This is a genomic window from Streptomyces sp. NPDC032161 (assembly GCF_040636995.1).
In the GTDB taxonomy this organism is placed as follows: domain Bacteria; phylum Actinomycetota; class Actinomycetes; order Streptomycetales; family Streptomycetaceae; genus Streptomyces.
Map to the genome: position 1 here is coordinate 38,971 of NZ_JBEZVN010000002.1, position 17,443 is coordinate 56,413.

General features: G+C 73.4%; 18 protein-coding genes and 1 pseudogene. 7 read left to right on the forward strand and 12 right to left on the reverse strand.

Annotated features, from left to right (window positions below):
- Positions 1-89 precede the first annotated feature (89 nt).
- Positions 90-803, reverse strand: a complete 714-nt coding sequence (locus tag AB0E67_RS05975) for a VIT family protein (RefSeq protein ID WP_362021601.1) — start codon at positions 801-803, stop codon at positions 90-92.
- A 104-nt stretch (positions 804-907) separates the two neighbouring features.
- Between AB0E67_RS05975 and AB0E67_RS05980 the strand changes: the two genes are divergently transcribed.
- The 5 genes from AB0E67_RS05980 (at position 908) to AB0E67_RS06000 (ending at position 5,859) form a co-directional block, all read left to right on the forward strand.
- Entirely contained in the window at positions 908-1,906 is a 999-nt protein-coding gene (locus AB0E67_RS05980; protein ID WP_362021604.1) for a DEDDh family exonuclease, read from the forward strand.
- 64 nt (positions 1,907-1,970) lie between these two features.
- On the forward strand, positions 1,971-2,204 hold the full coding sequence (locus AB0E67_RS05985; RefSeq protein ID WP_073788416.1) for a hypothetical protein: 234 nt from the start codon (positions 1,971-1,973) through the stop codon (positions 2,202-2,204).
- A 160-nt stretch (positions 2,205-2,364) separates the two neighbouring features.
- Positions 2,365-3,180 (forward strand): SURF1 family protein, encoded by an 816-nt coding sequence (locus tag AB0E67_RS05990; protein ID WP_362023486.1) that lies wholly within the window; start codon positions 2,365-2,367, stop codon positions 3,178-3,180.
- 103 nt (positions 3,181-3,283) lie between these two features.
- Positions 3,284-5,098, forward strand: coding sequence for a glycoside hydrolase family 15 protein (locus tag AB0E67_RS05995; protein ID WP_362021607.1), 1,815 nt, complete (start codon positions 3,284-3,286; stop codon positions 5,096-5,098).
- Positions 5,099-5,103: 5 nt separating this feature from the next.
- Positions 5,104-5,859: an SDR family oxidoreductase gene (locus tag AB0E67_RS06000; protein ID WP_362021609.1), complete on the forward strand. Its 756-nt coding sequence runs from the start codon at positions 5,104-5,106 to the stop codon at positions 5,857-5,859.
- 70 nt (positions 5,860-5,929) lie between these two features.
- Here AB0E67_RS06000 and amaP read toward each other — a convergent pair whose 3' ends face one another.
- The 5 genes from amaP to AB0E67_RS06025 all read right to left on the reverse strand — a co-directional run bounded on the left by amaP (position 5,930) and on the right by AB0E67_RS06025 (position 8,299).
- Positions 5,930-6,508 carry an alkaline shock response membrane anchor protein AmaP gene (amaP, locus tag AB0E67_RS06005; protein WP_362023488.1) on the reverse strand — a complete coding sequence of 193 codons (579 nt, stop codon included), beginning with the start codon at positions 6,506-6,508 and terminating at the stop codon, positions 5,930-5,932.
- 5 nt (positions 6,509-6,513) lie between these two features.
- Positions 6,514-7,212: a DUF6286 domain-containing protein gene (locus AB0E67_RS06010; protein WP_362021612.1), complete on the reverse strand. Its 699-nt coding sequence runs from the start codon at positions 7,210-7,212 to the stop codon at positions 6,514-6,516.
- Positions 7,209-7,553: a hypothetical protein gene (locus tag AB0E67_RS06015; protein ID WP_362021614.1), complete on the reverse strand. Its 345-nt coding sequence runs from the start codon at positions 7,551-7,553 to the stop codon at positions 7,209-7,211. The genes AB0E67_RS06010 and AB0E67_RS06015 overlap by 4 nt, the downstream gene beginning before the upstream one ends.
- A gap of 20 nt (positions 7,554-7,573) precedes the next feature.
- Entirely contained in the window at positions 7,574-7,765 is a 192-nt protein-coding gene (locus AB0E67_RS06020) for a hypothetical protein (RefSeq protein WP_362021617.1), read from the reverse strand.
- 63 nt (positions 7,766-7,828) lie between these two features.
- Entirely contained in the window at positions 7,829-8,299 is a 471-nt protein-coding gene (locus AB0E67_RS06025; RefSeq protein ID WP_362021619.1) for an Asp23/Gls24 family envelope stress response protein, read from the reverse strand.
- Between the two features lie 93 nt (positions 8,300-8,392).
- Between AB0E67_RS06025 and AB0E67_RS06030 the strand changes: the two genes are divergently transcribed.
- Complete coding sequence (locus AB0E67_RS06030; RefSeq protein WP_362021621.1) at positions 8,393-9,127, forward strand: hypothetical protein; 735 nt, start codon at positions 8,393-8,395, stop codon at positions 9,125-9,127.
- A gap of 130 nt (positions 9,128-9,257) precedes the next feature.
- Here the strand turns inward: AB0E67_RS06030 and AB0E67_RS06035 are convergent, their stop codons facing one another.
- The 3 genes from AB0E67_RS06035 to AB0E67_RS06045 all read right to left on the reverse strand — a co-directional run bounded on the left by AB0E67_RS06035 (position 9,258) and on the right by AB0E67_RS06045 (position 12,551).
- Positions 9,258-10,049, reverse strand: a complete 792-nt coding sequence (locus AB0E67_RS06035) for an enoyl-CoA hydratase/isomerase family protein (protein WP_362021623.1) — start codon at positions 10,047-10,049, stop codon at positions 9,258-9,260.
- A gap of 310 nt (positions 10,050-10,359) precedes the next feature.
- Entirely contained in the window at positions 10,360-10,596 is a 237-nt protein-coding gene (locus tag AB0E67_RS06040) for a helix-turn-helix domain-containing protein (protein ID WP_362021626.1), read from the reverse strand.
- Between the two features lie 356 nt (positions 10,597-10,952).
- Positions 10,953-12,551 (reverse strand): ABC-F family ATP-binding cassette domain-containing protein, encoded by a 1,599-nt coding sequence (locus AB0E67_RS06045; RefSeq protein WP_351518263.1) that lies wholly within the window; start codon positions 12,549-12,551, stop codon positions 10,953-10,955.
- Between the two features lie 271 nt (positions 12,552-12,822).
- Here AB0E67_RS06045 and AB0E67_RS06050 point away from each other — a divergent pair.
- Positions 12,823-13,712, forward strand: a pseudogene (locus AB0E67_RS06050) (neutral zinc metallopeptidase).
- Between the two features lie 100 nt (positions 13,713-13,812).
- Here AB0E67_RS06050 and AB0E67_RS06055 read toward each other — a convergent pair.
- From AB0E67_RS06055 to AB0E67_RS06065, 3 genes are all read right to left on the reverse strand, one after another.
- Positions 13,813-15,117 carry a hypothetical protein gene (locus tag AB0E67_RS06055; protein ID WP_362023491.1) on the reverse strand — a complete coding sequence of 435 codons (1,305 nt, stop codon included), beginning with the start codon at positions 15,115-15,117 and terminating at the stop codon, positions 13,813-13,815.
- A 184-nt stretch (positions 15,118-15,301) separates the two neighbouring features.
- Complete coding sequence (locus AB0E67_RS06060; RefSeq protein ID WP_362021629.1) at positions 15,302-16,429, reverse strand: hypothetical protein; 1,128 nt, start codon at positions 16,427-16,429, stop codon at positions 15,302-15,304.
- 201 nt (positions 16,430-16,630) lie between these two features.
- A complete protein-coding gene (locus AB0E67_RS06065) occupies positions 16,631-17,311 on the reverse strand; it encodes a class II aldolase/adducin family protein (protein WP_362021631.1) in 681 nt (226 codons plus the stop codon).
- Positions 17,312-17,443: the final 132 nt, after the last annotated feature.

The window sequence follows — 17,443 nt, forward strand, 5'->3', positions numbered from 1 at the left end:
GCATCGGGCAGCTCTCGGGCGTACCGGAGGAACACCGGGCGCAGCCCGGCCATGAGCGCGTTGCCGGTGCGCCGGGCGCCGTGAGGCCCCTACACCCCCACCGCGCCCAGCAGCTCTCCCGCCGCATAGGTGACCGCCATGGCCAGCGCTCCCCCGCCCATGTTCCTCGCCACCGCCGGCCATGGCGCCGCGTCGCCCAGGCGGGCGCTCCACCAGCCCGTCAGCGCCAGGGCCGCCAGCACCGAGAGCACGGTCACGAGCAGGCGCAGCGACGCGGGCGGCAGCACGATCGCCAGCAGTGGAAGCAGCGCGCCCACCGTGAACGCGAGGAAGCTCGCGCCCGCCGCGTGCCACGGGTTCGTCAGCTCGTCCGGGTTGATGCCGAGTTCCACCTCCGCGTGGGCGCGCAGCGCGTCGCGGGCGGTGAGCTGGAGAGCGGCCTCGCGGGCGACCTCGTGGCTCAGCCCCTTGTCCTCCAACAGGCCGGTGAGTTCGACCAGTTCCGCCTCGGGAGCCTCTGCCAGCTCGTACTTCTCGGTGGCCAGCGCGGCCCGTTCCGAGTCGCGCTGGGTGGAGACCGACACGTACTCGCCCGCCGCCATCGACATGGAGCCGGCCAGCAGCCCGGCCAGACCCGCGGTGAGCAGGGTGCCCCGGTCGCCGGTGGCGCCTGCCACGCCGACGACGAGTCCCGCCGTGGAGACGACGCCGTCGTTGGCGCCGAGGACCGCGGCACGCAGCCAGTTCAGCCGGGCGCCGAGCCCGTTGCCGTGCGGTTCGTCATGCGTCCGGATATCCGTCATCGGGGGATGGTCTCACCCCGCCCGGCCGCCGGTCGCGCGCCGCCCCGGCCCGCCGTCGCACACCCGCAGGAATAGGAGACTGTCAGTCGCGGCCCGTATTCTCTGTGACCATGCTCGACGACCGCCAGACCGCAGCACCGTGGCCGACCGCGTACCCCCGGGGGTACGCGGTCGTCGACGTGGAGACCACCGGCCTCGCTCGTGACGACCGGATAGTCTCCGCCGCCGTCTACCGTCTGGACGAGCGGGGCGACGTCGAGGACCACTGGTACACCCTCGTCAACCCGCAGCGTGATCCCGGCCCCGTCTGGATCCACGGACTGACCAGCGATGTCCTCGAAGGCGCCCCGCTCTTCCCGGAGATCGCCGCCCAGCTGTCCGAACGGCTCGCGGGCCGTGTGCTCGTCGCGCACAACGCGGCCTTCGACTGGTCGATGCTGGCCCGGGAGTACGCACGTGCCGCGGTCACCGCCCCCGTCGAGCAGCGGCTGTGCACCATCGCGCTCGCCAAGGAACTGCGGCTGCCGCTGCCCAACCACAAACTGGAGTCGCTGGCCGCGCACTTCGGAGTCGTGCAACGGCGCGCCCACCACGCGCTGGACGACGCCCGGGTGCTGGCCGAGGCGTTCCGGCCGAGTCTGCACGCGGCGGCGCACGGCGGGGTGCGGCTGCCGTTGCTGGAGTGCCGCCCGTTGACCGAGTGGTCGGACTCCCCGGTCACGCCCCGGATCGGCTACCAGCCCTCGTACGGGCAGAACAGCTGGCGCCCCTCGCGCAAGCGCCCGGCGTGCCCGTATCCGAACCCCGGCCGGTACGAGAAGGACAAGCCGCTCATGCAGGGCATGCGGGTGGCGTTCTCCGGGGACACCTCCATAGACCGCGAGCTGCTGGAGGACCGCGCCGTCGAGGCCGGACTGCACGTGGCGACCAGCGTGTCCCGTCTGACGAGTCTGCTGGTGACCAACGACCCGGACGCGGCGACCTCGAAGACGGTGAAGGCCAAGTCGTTCGGCACGCCGATCCTGGACGAGAGCGCGTTCACCCATCTGCTGCGCGACGTGGCCCCGGCGGCGACGCGGCCGCACGCGCCGTCATCGGAGTGAACCGGGGACGACTCGCCCGTCCGCCGCTCGCCCACCGCCGCCCCCGCGTCCGACCCTGTGGCGCATGGCACGTTGTGAGGTTTGCGGAAACGACTACGGCATGTCCTTCGAGGTGCACGCGCAGGGCGCGGTGCACGTCTTCGACTGCTTCGCCTGCGCCATTCACCGCATGGCACCCATCTGTGAACACTGCCGGGTCCAGATCATCGGCCAGGGCGTCGAAGTCGGCGGCCACTGGTACTGCGGCGGTCACTGCTCCCGCGCCGAGGGGAGGGTGGGCATCATCGACAAGGTCTGACCACCGGCCGCCCTCCGCTCCCCGTCACCGGCCCCGCCCCCTCGTCCCCGGCCCGTCGGCCCTCCTCTCGTCCCCGGTTCCTCGTCCCCCGCCCCTTCGGCCCGCCCCTCTTCCCCACCCCTGCGCGTTGCGCCCCATGACGCAGTTGTACGGTCGTGGGGTGTACCGCTTCCTGTTGACCCGGCAGTGGCTGCTCCTCGCCCTCCTCGTCCTCGTCCTGATTCCCACGATGGTCGAGCTGGGCTTCTGGCAGCTGCACCGGCACGAGCACAGGGTCGCGCAGAACTCCCTGATCTCGCGCAACCTCGAGGCGGCCCCCGTTCCGGTCGCCTCGCTCACCTCGCCGGGGCACACGGTCCCGCGTTCCGACTACTGGCGCACGGTGACGGCCACCGGCACGTACGACACCGCGCACCAGGTGGTCGTGCGCCGCAGGACCTCCACCGAGGACCGGGTCGGCGTCCATGTGCTGACCCCGTTCGACCTCAAGGGCGGCGGCACGATCCTGGTCAACCGCGGCTGGGTGCCCGCCGCCGCCAGCCAGCGCGCCTTCCCCGAGGTCCCGCCCCCGCCGCGGGGCGAGGTGACCGTCACCGGACGGCTCAAGGCCGACGAGACGACGGGCACCAGCGGCATCAAGGACATCTCGGACCTGCCCGACCGCCAGGTGATGCTGATCAACAGCTCCCAGGAGGCCGAGCGGCTGTCCCGGCCGGTGCTCGGCGGCTACATCGAGCAGATCTCGCCCGAGCCGTCCGGCGGCTCCCCGGAACTGATCGCGGCCCCCGACGACAGCTCGATCGGCCCGCACATGGCGTACGCCGTGCAGTGGTGGCTGTTCGCCGCCGCCGTCCCGGTCGGATTCGTGATCCTCGCCCGCCGGGAGAAGCTCGACCGGGCCAAGGCCGCGGCGGCCGGGACCACCGAGGAGCGGTCGGCGTCCGAACCGGAGCGGACGGAACCCGCCACGGTCTGACGCCCGGGTCCGGCCCGGACCCGGGCGTCGCCGGCGGGCGGCGGAGCGTCGCTCGTGGGGCGGAACTGCTTAACGGGGCCCATGTCCGGGAACACGCCAGAACGTGACACCACGCATCGAGGACTACGCCCTGATCGGCGATCTGCAGACGGCCGCCCTGGTCGGCAGGAACGGTTCCGTCGACTGGCTCTGCCTGCCCCGCTTCGACTCGGGCGCCTGTTTCGCGGCCCTGCTCGGCGACGAGGAGAACGGCCACTGGCGGATCGCGCCGCAGGGTGCCGACGCCTGTACCCGACGCGGCTACGCGGGCGAGTCCCTCGTCCTGGAGACGTTCTGGGAGACCCGTACCGGCACGGTCAAGGTCATCGACTTCATGCCGCAGCGCGACCAGGAGCCCGAGGTCATGCGGATCATCGAGGGCCTCAGCGGCAGGGTCGAGATGAGTTCCGTGATCCGGCTGCGCTTCGACTTCGGCTCGGTCGTGCCGTGGATGCGCCGCTCGCAGGGGCACCGGGTGGCGGTCGCCGGACCCGACTCGGCCTGGCTGCGCAGCGAGCCGCCGGTCAAGACCTGGGGCCAGCAGTTCTCCACCTGCTCGTCGTTCACCGTCGCCGCGGGTGAACGGGTCGCGTTCGTGCTGACCTGGCACCCCTCGCACTCCCCGCGCCCCGACCTCGTCGACCCGTTCGAGGCGCTGGAGAACACCCTGGCCGACTGGACCGAGTGGTCGGCCACCTGCCGGTACCGGGGCCCGTACCGGGAGGCGGTGATCCGCTCGCTGATCACGCTGAAGGCGCTCACCTACGGCCCGACGGGCGGCATCGTGGCGGCGCCCACCACCTCGCTGCCCGAGGAGATCGGCGGCGTACGGAACTGGGACTACCGCTTCTGCTGGCTGCGGGATTCCACGCTGACCCTCGGTGCCCTCATCTCGGCCGGATACCTGGAGGAGGCCGCGGCCTGGCGGGACTGGCTGCTGCGGGCCGTGGCCGGTGACCCCGCCGACCTCCAGATCATGTACGGCCTGTCGGGCGAGCGCCGACTGCCCGAGGCGGAGCTGCCGTGGCTGCGCGGGTACGAGAACTCCGCTCCGGTACGGATCGGCAACGCCGCCGTCCGCCAGCGCCAGCTCGACGTGTACGGCGAGGTCATCGACTCGCTGCGGCTCGCCCGCGAGGCCGGTCTGGACGACCAGCCGCACGCCTGGAACCTCCAGCTGAGCCTGCTCGGCTTCCTGGAGTCCACCTGGCGCGAGCCGGACGAGGGGCTGTGGGAGATCCGTGGGCAGCGCCGCCACTTCGTGCACTCCAAGGTCATGGCCTGGGTCGCCGCCGACCGTGCCGTGCGCACCCTGGAGAAGAACCCGGCACTGGCCGGGGACGCGAACCGGTGGCGGGCGATGCGGGACGCCGTGCACCGGGAGGTGTGCGAGAAGGGCTTCGACCCGGTGCGCAACACCTTCACCCAGTCCTACGGCTCCCGGAACCTGGACGCCGCGACCCTGCTGATCCCCCGGACCGGCTTCCTGCCCCCGGACGACCCCCGGGTGATCGGCACGGTCGACGCGGTCCGGCGGGAGCTGGGCAGTGACTGCCTGGTCCGCCGCTACAGCACGGACGGGTCCTCGATCGACGGGCTGCCCGGCCGTGAGGGAGCGTTCCTGGCGTGCTCGTTCTGGCTGGCCGACGCCCTGACGATGATCGGACGGGCCGAGGAGGCCAGGGACCTCTTCGAACGCCTGCTGAATCTCCGCAACGACGTGGGGCTGCTCTCCGAGGAGTACGACACCGTCACGCACCGGCAGGTCGGCAACTTCCCGCAGGCGTTCAGCCACATCGGGCTGGTCAGCACCGCGATGGCCCTGGTCGGCGAGGACACGACGGAGACCGACACCCTGGGGCCCGACCAGGCAGGATAGGGCGCATGGATCTTGGATTGAAGGACCGTGTGTACATCGTCACCGGCGCGAGCCGGGGGCTGGGCAACGCCACGGCGCGTGCCCTGGCCGAGGACGGCGCCCGGGTGATCATCACCGGCCGGGACGAGAGGCGTGTCGAGGCGGCGGCCGCGGAGCTGGGGCCGGACGCCGTCGGAGTCGTCGCCGACAACGCCGACCCGTCCTCGGCGCAGCGCCTGGTCGACGGCGCGCACGAACGGTTCGGGCGGCTGGACGGCATCCTCATCAGCGTCGGCGGCCCGGCGCCCGGCTTCGCCGCCGACAACACCGACGAGCAGTGGCGGTCGGCCTTCGAGTCGGTGTTCCTGGGGGCGGTCCGGCTCGCCAGGGCCGCGGCGGCCTCCCTCGGCGAGGGCGGTGTCATCGGCTTCGTGCTCTCCGGCTCCGTGCACGAGCCGATCGCCGGGCTGACGATCTCCAACGGGCTGCGCCCCGGCCTCGCCGGTTTCGCCAAGTCCCTGGCCGACGAGCTCGGCCCCCGGGGGATCCGGGTGGTGGGCGTGCTGCCGGGCCGGATCGACACCGACCGGATCCGTGAACTCGACGCCCTGTCGGGTGACGCGGAGGCCGCCCGCGCCGCCGGCGCGGCGCTCATCCCGCTGCGCCGGTACGGGGCCCCGGAGGAGTTCGGCCGGACCGCGGCGTTCCTGCTCTCTCCCGCGGCGTCCTATCTGACGGGGGTCATGCTGCCGGTCGACGGCGGCTTCCGGCACGGCTTCTGACCCGGCGCGGTTCCTGCCCCGGTCCGCCCGTCCGGGCCGAAGCCGACGGCGGCCACCACGGCCGCCACCGTCAGCTCACCCGTTCCGGGCGGTGTCCGACCGCCCCGAGCCGGACCTCGGCGGGCAGCGCGGCCAGCCCCGCGGAGTCCCGTGCGTGCGCCAGCGCCTCGTCGGCGAGCCGGCCGAGGGCCTCGTGCGGTGTCGCGTGCGGCTCCAGCAGCAGCCGCACCGCCGCACGCGGCGCGTCGCGGCGGCCGGTCAGCGCCACCCGGGCGCGGGCCACGCCGCCCAGGGCCGCCGCCTCGTCGGCGAGCGCCGTCTCCAGGGCCCGGCCCCGCAGCAGCGCTCCCTCGCCGTCGCCACTGTCCACCAGCACCTCGGCGAGACGGGCGCGGCGCGCCTGGGCCAGCAGCCACCACAGGGCGAGGACGACCACGGCGGCGAGGGCCGCGATCACCGCGGGCCACCACCAGCCCTCGTCGCGCCGGCGGACCCGGTCAACCACGCCGAGCAGCACGTCGTCCCCGCCGTGCCAGGGCCACCAGGACGGCACGGACAGGCCGAGCCCGGCGGCGAGCACCGCGCCCCCACCGCAGATCAGCAGGAGTCCGGCCAGGCCGAGCAGTACCCGGTTGACGGTCCTGAGCAACGGGCTCACCCCTTCCTCGTCGTGGGACGGCGGACGGACAGGCTCACGCGCGGCGCCCCGGCCAGTCCCAGTTCCCCGATGCCGGTGCCGATGACGGTGTCCAGGTCGGCCCGTACGTCGTCGAGGCCCCGGAAGTGCGACACCGCGCGCACCCGTACCCGCCCGCGGCCCACCCGGACCCGGGCCGACCGCACCCCGGACACCTCAAGGGCCCGGTCGCGCAGGACCAGGGCCGCCGCCGAACGGTTGATGCCGGCCCGTACACCGTGGCGGTCCCGGCGCATCGGCAACAGGCCGCGCAGCCCCGGGGACAGCGCGAGCACGAGCAGCCACAGCCCGATCGCCACCGCGAGCGCCGCTCCGGTCAGCACCCACACGTCGTGCAGCGGCCGGTCCGCGAGTTCGCGGGCCAGCACCCGGCGCCATCGCATCGCGGGCCGGCCGGCCCGTACCGCCGCCACGTCGTAGAGCAGCAGGCCCGTACCGCCGAGGACCACCAGGGCGAGCAGCGCCGCAGGGACCCGGCGCACCGACCAGAAGCGGCCGGCCGGGGCACCGCGCCGGTGCCGCGCGCGCACCGGGTCGTGCGTGGCCGAAGAGGCGGACGCGCCTGACGGGTCGGGGGCGGGGACATCGCCCTCGTCACCGGGAAGGCCCTCGGGCGGGCGCCCGGTGCCGTACCGAGGGTCGGGGGGCCCGCTCATCGGACCCTCCCGCCCACCGCCGTCGGGTGCAGGCGCTCGACCCGCACGGCCACCTCCGGCACCTCCATCCCCGTCAACGCGCTCACCCGCTCGGTGACGTGTCTGCGCACGCCGCCGCACTGTCTGCCGATGTCCGTGGGGTACGCGAGTTCCAGGCCGATCCGGACCCGGGCGGCGCCCCGGCGCACCGTGACCGTGGCACGCGGCGGGGCACCCTGCTCCGGCGGCTCGTCGATCGCCTCCCTCGCCGCCCGCGCGGCGATCTTCGCGACCACCCGGTCGGCGATCCTGGTCTCCCCGCGCTCGCCCGCGGCCACCCGGCCGCCCGCCCCCGACGACATCGACGACACCGCCAACGCCGTCACCGCCGTCGGTCGCCGCGCTGGCGACCCCGGAGGAAGTCACCGGGCGCCAGGTCGCCCTCCAGGAGCCGGCCGATGACGAATCCGACCGCCCCCAGGGCCGCCACCAGCAGGAATGCCCCGAATCCGCCGAAGTATCCTGCGAATGCGAGTACCATGCCGGCCACCATGCCGACCATCGCCATGCTCATCGTGCGCTCCTCAACTGCCTCGGTGACCGCCCGGGCCTCTGCTCGGACTCTCCGCCCGGAGATCTACTGGAGACGTGGCTCGGGCTGCTCGTCATCGGGTTCGTCGGGCAGCTTCACGTCGCTCACGGCGATGTTGACCTCGACGACTTCCAGGCCGGTCATCCGCTCGACCGCGGCGATGACGTTCTCCCGCACGTCGCGGGCGACATCGGCGATCGCCACCCCGTAGTCGACGACGATCTCCAGGTCGAGCGCGGTCTGCGACTCGCCCACCTCCGCCTTCACTCCCCGGGTGACGGACCTGCCGCCGCCCGGTACCCGGTCGCGCACCGCCCCGATCGTGCGCGAGAGCCCGCTGCCCGTCGCATGGACACCGTCCACGTCCCGCGCCGCCATGCCCGCGATCTTCTCGACGACGCCGTCCGCGATGGTCGTGCGACCACGGGTGGCGGGGTCTCCCCCGCCGCGCTTGATGAGCGTGCCCGGTTCCTCGTCGGGGTTCCCGGGACGGACCCGTTGTGTGGTGTCGGTCATCGCCACTCTTCCCTTCGGGGGCGGATTGAGCCTCTTTGCCCACATTAGGCGTGCTTGCCCCGTCTCGCGCCATGGATACGGCAGTCTGGGCCAATGACGACGGCTGACGGCCCGCACGGGGACGACACATGGGCGGCGACGATCCGGCGGCGGACCGGACTGGGGCGGCTGCTTCCGCTGGGTGGCCCGGAGGACGGCGCCTGGATCGCGGAACGGGCGGCGGTCGCGGTGCTGCGGGAGGCGGCGAGCGGGCCCGGAACGGGGCCCACGCCCATGCCGGTGCTCGGGGAACTGAGGATCCGTTCGGCCGATCCGCGCCCGGTGTCGAAGGAGTGGGTGCAGCCGCCGCCGAGTGCGTTGCCCCCGGGCCCGCTGCGGATGGAGGCGACCATGGCGGCGTTCTCCGACCCGCCGCTGCCCGCCGCGGCGGGGGCACTGCGCACGGCGCTGCTCTCGGCGGCCGACCGGCACCTGGGCCTGGTGGTGTCCGGGGTGGACCTGCGGGTGACGGAGCTGCTGGAGGCGCCGCCCGCGCCGCGTGCGACCGCGGCGGTCGGGGCGGGCGAGGTGCGTCCGGCGAAGGCGGAAGGGGAGGTGGCGGCCGTCGCCGCGGGCGTGCCCGGTGTGGCGACGCTGACCGGGGTACTGGGTGCGGCCGTGCACACGACACCCGGGCGGGTACGGGTCGAGTTCGCAGCGGAGCGGGGCCACCGGGCGCTCGACGTGGCGCGTGCGGTGCGGGGCGCGGTGGCGGACGCCGCGCCGGGTCGGCCCTCGGTGACCGTGCTGGTCACGGCGGTGGTGACGGCCACGCCCGCCGACCCGTGACGGCCCGGCACGTGACGGTCCGACTCGTGATGGTCCGTGAACCGCTCGCGGACGGCTCATGCGCCCGTGGCCGTCGACGCATCCGGGCGGGCCGCAGGACCCGGCCCGCCCGGAACGCGTACGCCGGCGGTCAGTCGGTGATGCCCGCCAGGTCGCGCAGGCGGCGGCCCTGCGCGGCACGTTCGGCAGCGCGCTGCTCCTCGTAACCGCGGGAGACGGCACCACCCAGCAGCGTCTTGGTCTCCACCACCGCGTCGCGCGGAGCGGCCAGCAGCGCGGCGGCCAGGTCACGGGCCGCCGCCTCCAGCTCGTCGACGGGCACCACCAGATTGGCCAGACCGGTGCGTTCGGCCTCCTCGGCGTGCACGAAGCGGCCCGTGGCGCAGATCTCCAGCGCGCGGGCATACCCCACCAGATGCACCAGGGGGTGGGTGCCGGTGAGGTCGGGGACCAGGCCCAGACTGGTCTCGCGCATGGCGAACTGCACGTCCTGCGCGACGATCCGCAGATCGCAGGCGAGGGCGAGCTGGAATCCGGCACCGATCGCGTGCCCCTGTACCGCCGCGACGGACACGATGTCGTTGCGGCGCCACCAGGTGAAGGCCTCCTGGTACTCGGCGATGGTCGCGTCGAGCTCGGCGTCCGTGCCGCGCGCCATGTCGAAGAAGGACGGCTCGCCCTCGAACCCCTCGGGGGTGAACGCCTGACGGTCGAGGCCCGCGGAGAAGGACTTGCCCTCGCCGCGGAGCACGACGACCCGCACCGTGCCGGGCAGCGCCCGTCCGGCCTCCGTCAACGCCCGCCACAGAGCGGGAGACTGGGCGTTGCGCTTGGCCGGATTGGTGAGGGTCACCGTGGCGACCGCGTCGTCGACGGTGAGTCGTACGCCGTCCTTGTCGAGCACGGAGTCGAGCGAGGTCATGGGGGCCTCCGGATCGGTCAGTCAGCTTGCCGAGCAGCATGCCGAACTAAGTGACTGAACAGTAACCACCCGATCGACATCACGATCGACCGGGTGGCCACGGCCGAAGCCGGTGCCCCGGGGCAGGTCCGGACGGCCTGCCCCGATCCGTGAAGCCCCTCAGAGCCTGTCGGGTGACCCCTGACCGGGCGGCCACGCCGTGGCACGCACGCTTCCGGCGTTGCCGAAATGCCCTGGTAGCTCCACTACAAGGACACCCCGACGTCTTGGAATCGCACGCACCATGCCGCATCCGCCTTCCGGTCGGAGGTCACACGACGGGCCCTGAGGCCGCGGCGGCCTTCTTGCCTCGTGTCGCCCCGCCGCGTCCGCGCAGCGTGACTCCGGACTCGCTGAGCATCCGGTGGACGAATCCGTAGGAGCGGCCGGTCTCTTCGGCCAGCGCCCGGATGCTCGCACCGGAGTCGTACTTCTTCTTCAGGTCTGCCGCGAGCTTGTCGCGCGCGGCGCCGGTCACCCGGCTGCCCTTCTTCAGAGTCTCGGCCACCCGTGCCTCCTCATGGGAAGTGCGCTCTGGACTCTCATGATCACCCCTCGGGGGCTTCCTGGCCACCCATTCGACAAGGTCCGCGCAACGGGATTCCGGGCAGGGAAACGGCCCGGTACGTTCGGAATCCCGTATTCCTCAGGGCCGCGGAGCCGGGTGAGGACGGGTCTGGAAACGAACGACCAGGTCAGGGCCACACGGGGGGCGTACCCCCCAAATGGGTGCATCGGACAACTGTCCGCCGGGCTCCGCCGACGCGGTACGAGACGGACTCACGCAGATGACGGATCACACATGAGCCGAATGATCCAGGCGGAGTGGATCAGGGACGGGCCGCGCGGGCGGCCCGCCCTGGGTCAGGCCAGGGCGACCAGGTCCTGGTAGTCCGCTCCCCAGAGGTCCTCGACCCCGTCCGGCAGCAGGATGATGCGCTCCGGCTGGAGGGCCTCGACCGCGCCCTCGTCGTGCGTGACGAGGACGACGGCGCCCTTGTACGTGCGCAGCGCGCCGAGGATCTCCTCGCGGCTGGCCGGGTCGAGGTTGTTCGTCGGCTCGTCCAGGAGCAGCACGTTGGCGGAGGACACCACCAGCGTGGCCAGCGCGAGACGGGTCTTCTCGCCGCCGGAGAGCACGCCCGCGGGCTTGTCGACGTCGTCGCCGGAGAAGAGGAACGAGCCCAGTGTCTTGCGGACGTCGACGAGGTCGAGGTCGGGGGCCGCCGAGCGCATGTTCTCCAGGACCGTGCGCTCGGGGTCGAGGGTCTCGTGCTCCTGGGCGTAGTAGCCGAGCTTGAGTCCGTGGCCCTCGACGATCTGGCCGGTGTCGGGCTTCTCGGCGCCGCCGAGGAGCCGCAGCAGCGTGGTCTTGCCCGCGCCGTTGAGGCCGAGGATGACGACCCGGGAGCCCTTGTCGATGGCGAGGTCCACATCGGTGAAGATCTCCAGGGAGCCGTACGACTTGGACAGGCCCTCCGCCATCAGCGGGGTCTTGCCGCACGGCGCGGGCTCGGGGAAGCGCAGCTTGGCGACCTTGTCGGCGACCCGCACGGCCTCCAGGCCGGAGAGCAGCCGCTCGGCGCGCTTGGCCATGTTCTGCGCGGCGACGGTCTTGGTGGCCTTGGCGCGCATCTTGTCGGCCTGCGAGTTGAGGGCCGCGGCCTTCTTCTCGGCGTTCTGCCGTTCCCGCTTGCGGCGCTTCTCGTCGGCCTCGCGCTGCTGCTGGTAGAGCTTCCAGCCCATGTTGTAGACGTCGATCTGCGAGCGGTTGGCGTCGAGGTAGAAGACCTTGTTGACGACCGTCTCGACGAGCTCGACGTCGTGGGAGATCACGATGAAGCCGCCGCGGTAGTTCTTGAGGTAGTCGCGCAGCCAGACGATCGAGTCGGCGTCGAGGTGGTTCGTCGGCTCGTCGAGCAGCAGGATGTCGGCGTCCGAGAACAGGATGCGGGCCAGCTCCACGCGGCGGCGCTGACCGCCGGAGAGCGTGTGGAGCGGCTGTCCGAGCACCCGGTCGGGCAGGCTGAGCGCGGCGGCGATGGTGGCGGCCTCGGCCTCGGCCGCGTAACCGCCCTTGGTGAGGAACTCCGTCTCCAGGCGCTCGTACTTCTTCATCGCCTTCTCGCGGGTGGCGCCCTTGCCGTTCGCCATCCGGTCCTCGTTCTCCCGCATCTTGCGCAGGATCTCGTCGAGGCCGCGGGCGGAGAGGATGCGGTCACGGGCGAGCACGTCGAGGTCGCCGGTGCGCGGGTCCTGCGGGAGGTAGCCGACCTCGCCGGAGCGGGTGATGGTGCCGCCGGCCGGGGCGCCCTCGCCCGCGAGGCACTTGGTGAGGGTGGTCTTGCCCGCTCCGTTGCGGCCGACGAGGCCGATGCGGTCGCCCTTGGCGATGCGGAAGGAGGCGGACTCGATGAGGATGCGGGCGCCGGCGCGCAACTCGATGCCGGAAGCGGTGATCACGGTAAAACTCCAGGGCGGACGGACGGCGGACGGGGCGAGGGCGGAGTCGTCTCGACGCCGTTACTCATGCACGAGGAGAATTGCCATGCGGCTCATTCTACTGGCGGTGTGCAACCGCTTTTCCTCATGCGCCGGGGCGGACGCCCGCCGTCCGTCCGGCAGCCGCCCCGGCCCGCTCCCCCGCACGGTTCGACCGGGCGTGCTGGGATGATCTCTCCCATACTCGGCGGAGGCGGACGGACCACCACGGCCGGAGCGGAGGGCGACACCCATGCAGTTCGACGACGACGCCGATCTGGACACGTCCGATGTCCAGGACGTGCGCGGCAGCCGTATCCCCGGGGGCAGGGCCACCGTGGGGGCGGCATCGTCGGTCTGATCGCACTGCTGCTGGGGCTGTTCCTCGGGGTCGGCCCCGATCAGCTCGGGCTGTCCTCCGGTGATTCGGACAGCACGGCCACCGCGTCGTCGGCGGCGCAGGTGCAGGAGTCGTGCCGGACCGGGCGGGACGCGAACACCAGGGACGACTGCCGGACGGTCGCGGTGGTCAACAGCGTGCAGGACTTCTGGACGAGCGAGTTCCGGCGGCGCGGCGGGACGTACACGGACGCGAGGACGGTCCTGTTCACCGACCGGGTCGGCACCGCGTGCGGCTCCGCGACGTCGGCGGTCGGGCCCTTCTACTGCCCCGGCGACCAGAAGGTCTACCTGGACCTGGGGTTCTTCGACGAGCTGCGGACGAAGTTCGGTTCCAGCGGCGGGCCGTTCGCCCAGGCGTACGTCGTCGCCCACGAGTACGGACACCATGTGCAGGACCTGATGGGGACGCTGGGCCGGGCGCAGGACGGGCGCGTGGGCGCGAACAGCAACGCGGTCCGGGTGGAGCTGCAGGCGGACTGCTACGCCGGGGTCTGGGCGCACCACGCGACGACCACGCCCGACGAGGAGACGGGACGGCCGCTGATCACGTCGTTGACGCAGGCGGACATCCGGGACGGGATCGACGCGGCGGAGGCGGTCGGCGACGACCGGATCCAGGAGAAGTTCCAGGGGCGGGTCACGCCGGAGTCCTGGACGCACGGATCGGCCGCGCAGCGGCAGCAGTGGTTCACGACGGGCTACCGCACCGGCGACATGGGCACGTGCAACACCTTCCGGTGAGCGGGGCCCGCCCCGTCGGACGGCGCCTCCTCGAAGGCGCGCCGTTCTCGCGGGACGGCGGCCGGACGGCCTCCCCGGCGGACCGGGGAGGGCGTCCGCGTCAGACGCCGCCGGTGTGCACCTGGAACGCGGCCCGGCGCACGGCCTTGGCCAGGGCCGGGTCCGGGTGGGCGGCGGCCAGGGCGACCAGGACCTGCACGGTGCGCGGATGGCCGACGGCCCGTACCTCGTCGAGGAGGGCGGGCACGGTGCCCTGGACGGCCGAGTCGAGGTGGCGCACCAGCAGCCCGGTCTCGCCGTGGTCGGCGACCGCCGCCGCGGTGTCCACCCAGAGCCAGGTGGCCTCCTCCCGGCTGAGGACGTCCTGGGCGTCCTCGGGATCGGCGCCCTCGTACTCGGCCAGCCACAGCAGCGCGTAGGGGCGCAGCGAGGAATCGCCGAGGACGGAGCGGACCTCGGGTTCGGCGGGCGCGCCGACCACCCGGAGCGCCTCGAAGGCGAGCCCGCGCAGCAGGGCGTCCTCGCCGCGGGCGACGGCGAGGAGTTCGGCGACGGCGCTGCCGACGGGGCGGGCGGCGAGCCAGGCGCGGTACTCGTCGCGGGCCGGGCCCGGGGTGAGCCGGGCGCAGCCGTGCAGCATGTCTGCGGCGGACTGCTCGATGTTGCCCGCCGGGCTCTGGGCGGCGACGCAGATCTGTTCCAGTTTGACCCAGACCGCCCAGTTGCCGAGCGGGGTGAGGGTGGCGTGCCCGGTGCCGAGGGTGAGCGCGCCGACGGCGGCCAGTCCCTCCAGGGCCCAGTCGAGCAGCCGCGCGACCAGGGCGGCCGGGTGTGCGGCGGGAGCCGGGACGGCCGGTTCGGGCGACGGCTCGTACGGCACCAGGCAGCGCTCCTCGTGGAGTTCCGCGACGCGCTGTTCGAGGAGGTCCAGGAGGGCGGGCACGGCGACCGGGCCGGCCGACAACTGGAGGAGCGAGAGCACCTGGGGCACCGCCTCGACGGTCTCGGCGACCGCGGTGACCTCGACGTCGTCCGGCGCCGGGTGGACGAGGGACCAGGCGTCGAACAGCGCCACCCAGCCGCGCAGCACGGCGGAGTCGTCGCGGTCCCAGGCGCGCAGGCGCCAGCCGGGGCGCGCGGTGCCGCCGTGCAGTTCCACGAGACCGGCGAGGCGGGCCCGGTCCCAGCCGGAGCGCACCTGGGCCGGGGAGAGTTCCAGGGCCGTCGCGGCCCCTTCGAGGGCCTGGGCGGCCGGGGGCGGGGCGCCCGGGAGCGCACCGTCGGCCGCCCAGCGGGCGATCCGTACGGCGTCGGCGAGGACGACCCTCGCCTGGCGGGCCAGTTCCGCCCGGGGCGGGGTGCCCTCCGGGGGGCGGGGCGCCGGCCTGGTGCGCCGGGTGGTCACGGCCTTGCGAGCGGTGGCGAGGGGTCGCGGGCGGACAAGTCGGAGCCTGGAGTCGCGCGGGGTACGGGACGTCACGGAGAGCAGTCTTGCCCCTGACGGCCCGAAAGCCCAAACGGAACCCGGATTCCCGGTGGACGGGGTGGTGACGGGGCCCGGAACCAATCACCCGATCCCGCGCATCGGGTCACATGAGGGGCGTCAGGAAGCGCCGCAGGGTCTCCTCGTAGTGGTCCGGATCGGCGTTCCACATCGCCCCGTGCGGAGCCTGCGGCACGGTGCGCAGCGCGATCAGTTCCGGTCGGCGGGCGGCGAGCTCGCGGGACGGCTGCCAGGGCGCCAGGGTGTCGTCCGGGCCGTGGAAGATCAGTGTCGGGGCGCGCAGGGCCGACGCGAGGGAGCCGTCCAGGAGGCGGGCGCCGTGCAGTCCGGTCTGTCCCTGGGCGGCGCGGACGGCGAGCGGCAGCAGGGCGGCCGGGACGCCGCGGGCGGTGGCCAGGGCGCGCAGTGTGGTGGCCCAGTCCAGTACCGGGGAGTCGAGCACGAGGCCGCTGATCCGGTCGCGCAGCGCGGAGTCGACCGCCGCGTGCAGCGCCATCGAGGCGCCGGTGGACCAGCCGTGCAGGACGATGTTCTCCGCGCCGTAGCGGACGGCGAAGCGGATCGCCGCGTCCAGGTCGCGCCACTCGGACTCGCCGAGGTGGGCGAGTCCGTCCGGGGAGCGCGGGGCCCCGGGGTCGCCGCGGTAGGCCAGGTCGAGGACGGGCAGGTGCAGGTCGTGCAGGAACGCCATGAGGTTCATGGGGTGTTCCCTGGTGGTGCCGAGGCCGTGCACGGTGATGACCCAGGTGTCGCGGGCGCCCGGCACGAACCAGGCGGGCAGCGCTCCGAGTTCGCCGGGGATCTCGACCTCCTCGTGGTCGAGGCCGAGCGCCGAGGTGGGGTCCCCGCTGTACAGCTGGGGCGTGATCCGGACCTTGGCGCCGGGCTCCAGGCTTCCCCGGTCGACGCGTTCCAGTCGGCGCACGACGGTGTCGGGGGCATGGTGGGCGTGCTCGACCACCGGGCCGACGACGGCGTGCAGGCCGTCGCCCTCCAGTCCGTACGTACCGGGCCGCAGGGAGGTGAAGGAACGGGTCAGGGTGACCCGCCCGGCCGCCGTGGCGTGCACGGTCAGTCCCCGGTCGGCGGGCAGTGGCCGCCCGGGCGGTGCCTTGAGGGCGGCGTCGCCCGCGTACCGGCCGGCCGCGACCGCTGCCGCACCGAGGCCGAGGATCGTGGTGACGGCTGCTGCCGTGACTGTTGCCGGGCGCACCGTTCCAGTCTGGTGGGGCGGGTCGCGCCCTGCCACCCGGACGGGTCCGCACGGTGCCCGGCGAGGGACGGCACGGGCCCGGGGAGGGACGGCACGGGCCACCGTCGGGCGTGCGGGGGTAGACGGAAACGGAAGACGGAAACGGCCGCTCGCCGGTGCCCGGCCGGGGGCGGAACGGGCCGTTCGCCGGGCCCGGCGGGGTCAGCGTGCCTGTCCGTATCCCTTCAGCGCCTCCCGTACGTCGTCCAGCTGGGCCGGGGTGAGCAGGGCCGGGGACAGTCCGGGTACGGAGACGGCGGCGAGCCAGAGCCGGCAGAGCCATTCCAGCTGCGCGGTCCGGTCGTACGCCTCGTCCAGGGTGGCTCCGTGGGTGACGGTGCCGTGGTTGCGGAGCAGGCAGCCGGTGCGGTCGCGCAGGGCGTCCAGCATGTTGGCGGCCAGTTCCTCGGTCCCGTAGCGCGCGTAGGCCGCCACCCGCACGGGTCCCCCGAGCATGGCGGCGGCGTAGTGGATGGACGGGACCTCGGGGACCAGGGTGGAGACCGCCGTGGCGTGCACCGCGTGGGTGTGCACGACGGCGGCCGCGTCGGTGTTCCGGTAGACCGCGAGGTGGAGCGGGAGTTCGCTGGTGGGGGTCAGTACGCCGAGGACCTGGTTTCCTTCCGGATCGACGCCGACCACGTCCTGCGGGCGGAGCCGGTCGTAGGGCACGCCGCTCGGGGTGACCAGGATCGTGTCGCCGACCCGGGCCGACACGTTGCCCGACGTGCCGACGACCAGGCCGTCCGCCGCCGTCCTGCGGGCGGTGGTGAGGAGATCGGCCCAGGTTTGTTCGATCACACCTCGTTGCTGATCGCTCGCGTCCCGTCGCTGATCGCTCATGACCGTGATCCTGTCAGCCCGCCGGGCGTACGTACACACGACCGACCGAAGGAACCACGAAGAGTGACGACGGAGCGGGGGCGGCGGACACAGTGGCCGCGAACCGCCCCGCAGCGTCCCCCGGGGACACCA

Coding starts and splice junctions, on each gene's coding strand:
- AB0E67_RS06065 (WP_362021631.1), bottom strand. CDS start 17,311: ATGAGCGATCAGCGACGGGACGCGAGCGATCAGCAACGAGGTGTGATC.
- AB0E67_RS06035 (WP_362021623.1), bottom strand. CDS start 10,049: ATGACCTCGCTCGACTCCGTGCTCGACAAGGACGGCGTACGACTCACC.
- AB0E67_RS06020 (WP_362021617.1), bottom strand. CDS start 7,765: ATGAGCATGGCGATGGTCGGCATGGTGGCCGGCATGGTACTCGCATTC.
- AB0E67_RS05985 (WP_073788416.1), top strand. CDS start 1,971: ATGGCACGTTGTGAGGTTTGCGGAAACGACTACGGCATGTCCTTCGAG.
- AB0E67_RS06010 (WP_362021612.1), bottom strand. CDS start 7,212: ATGAGCGGGCCCCCCGACCCTCGGTACGGCACCGGGCGCCCGCCCGAG.
- AB0E67_RS06000 (WP_362021609.1), top strand. CDS start 5,104: ATGGATCTTGGATTGAAGGACCGTGTGTACATCGTCACCGGCGCGAGC.
- AB0E67_RS06015 (WP_362021614.1), bottom strand. CDS start 7,553: ATGTCGTCGGGGGCGGGCGGCCGGGTGGCCGCGGGCGAGCGCGGGGAG.
- AB0E67_RS06025 (WP_362021619.1), bottom strand. CDS start 8,299: ATGACCGACACCACACAACGGGTCCGTCCCGGGAACCCCGACGAGGAA.
- AB0E67_RS06030 (WP_362021621.1), top strand. CDS start 8,393: ATGACGACGGCTGACGGCCCGCACGGGGACGACACATGGGCGGCGACG.
- AB0E67_RS05975 (WP_362021601.1), bottom strand. CDS start 803: ATGACGGATATCCGGACGCATGACGAACCGCACGGCAACGGGCTCGGC.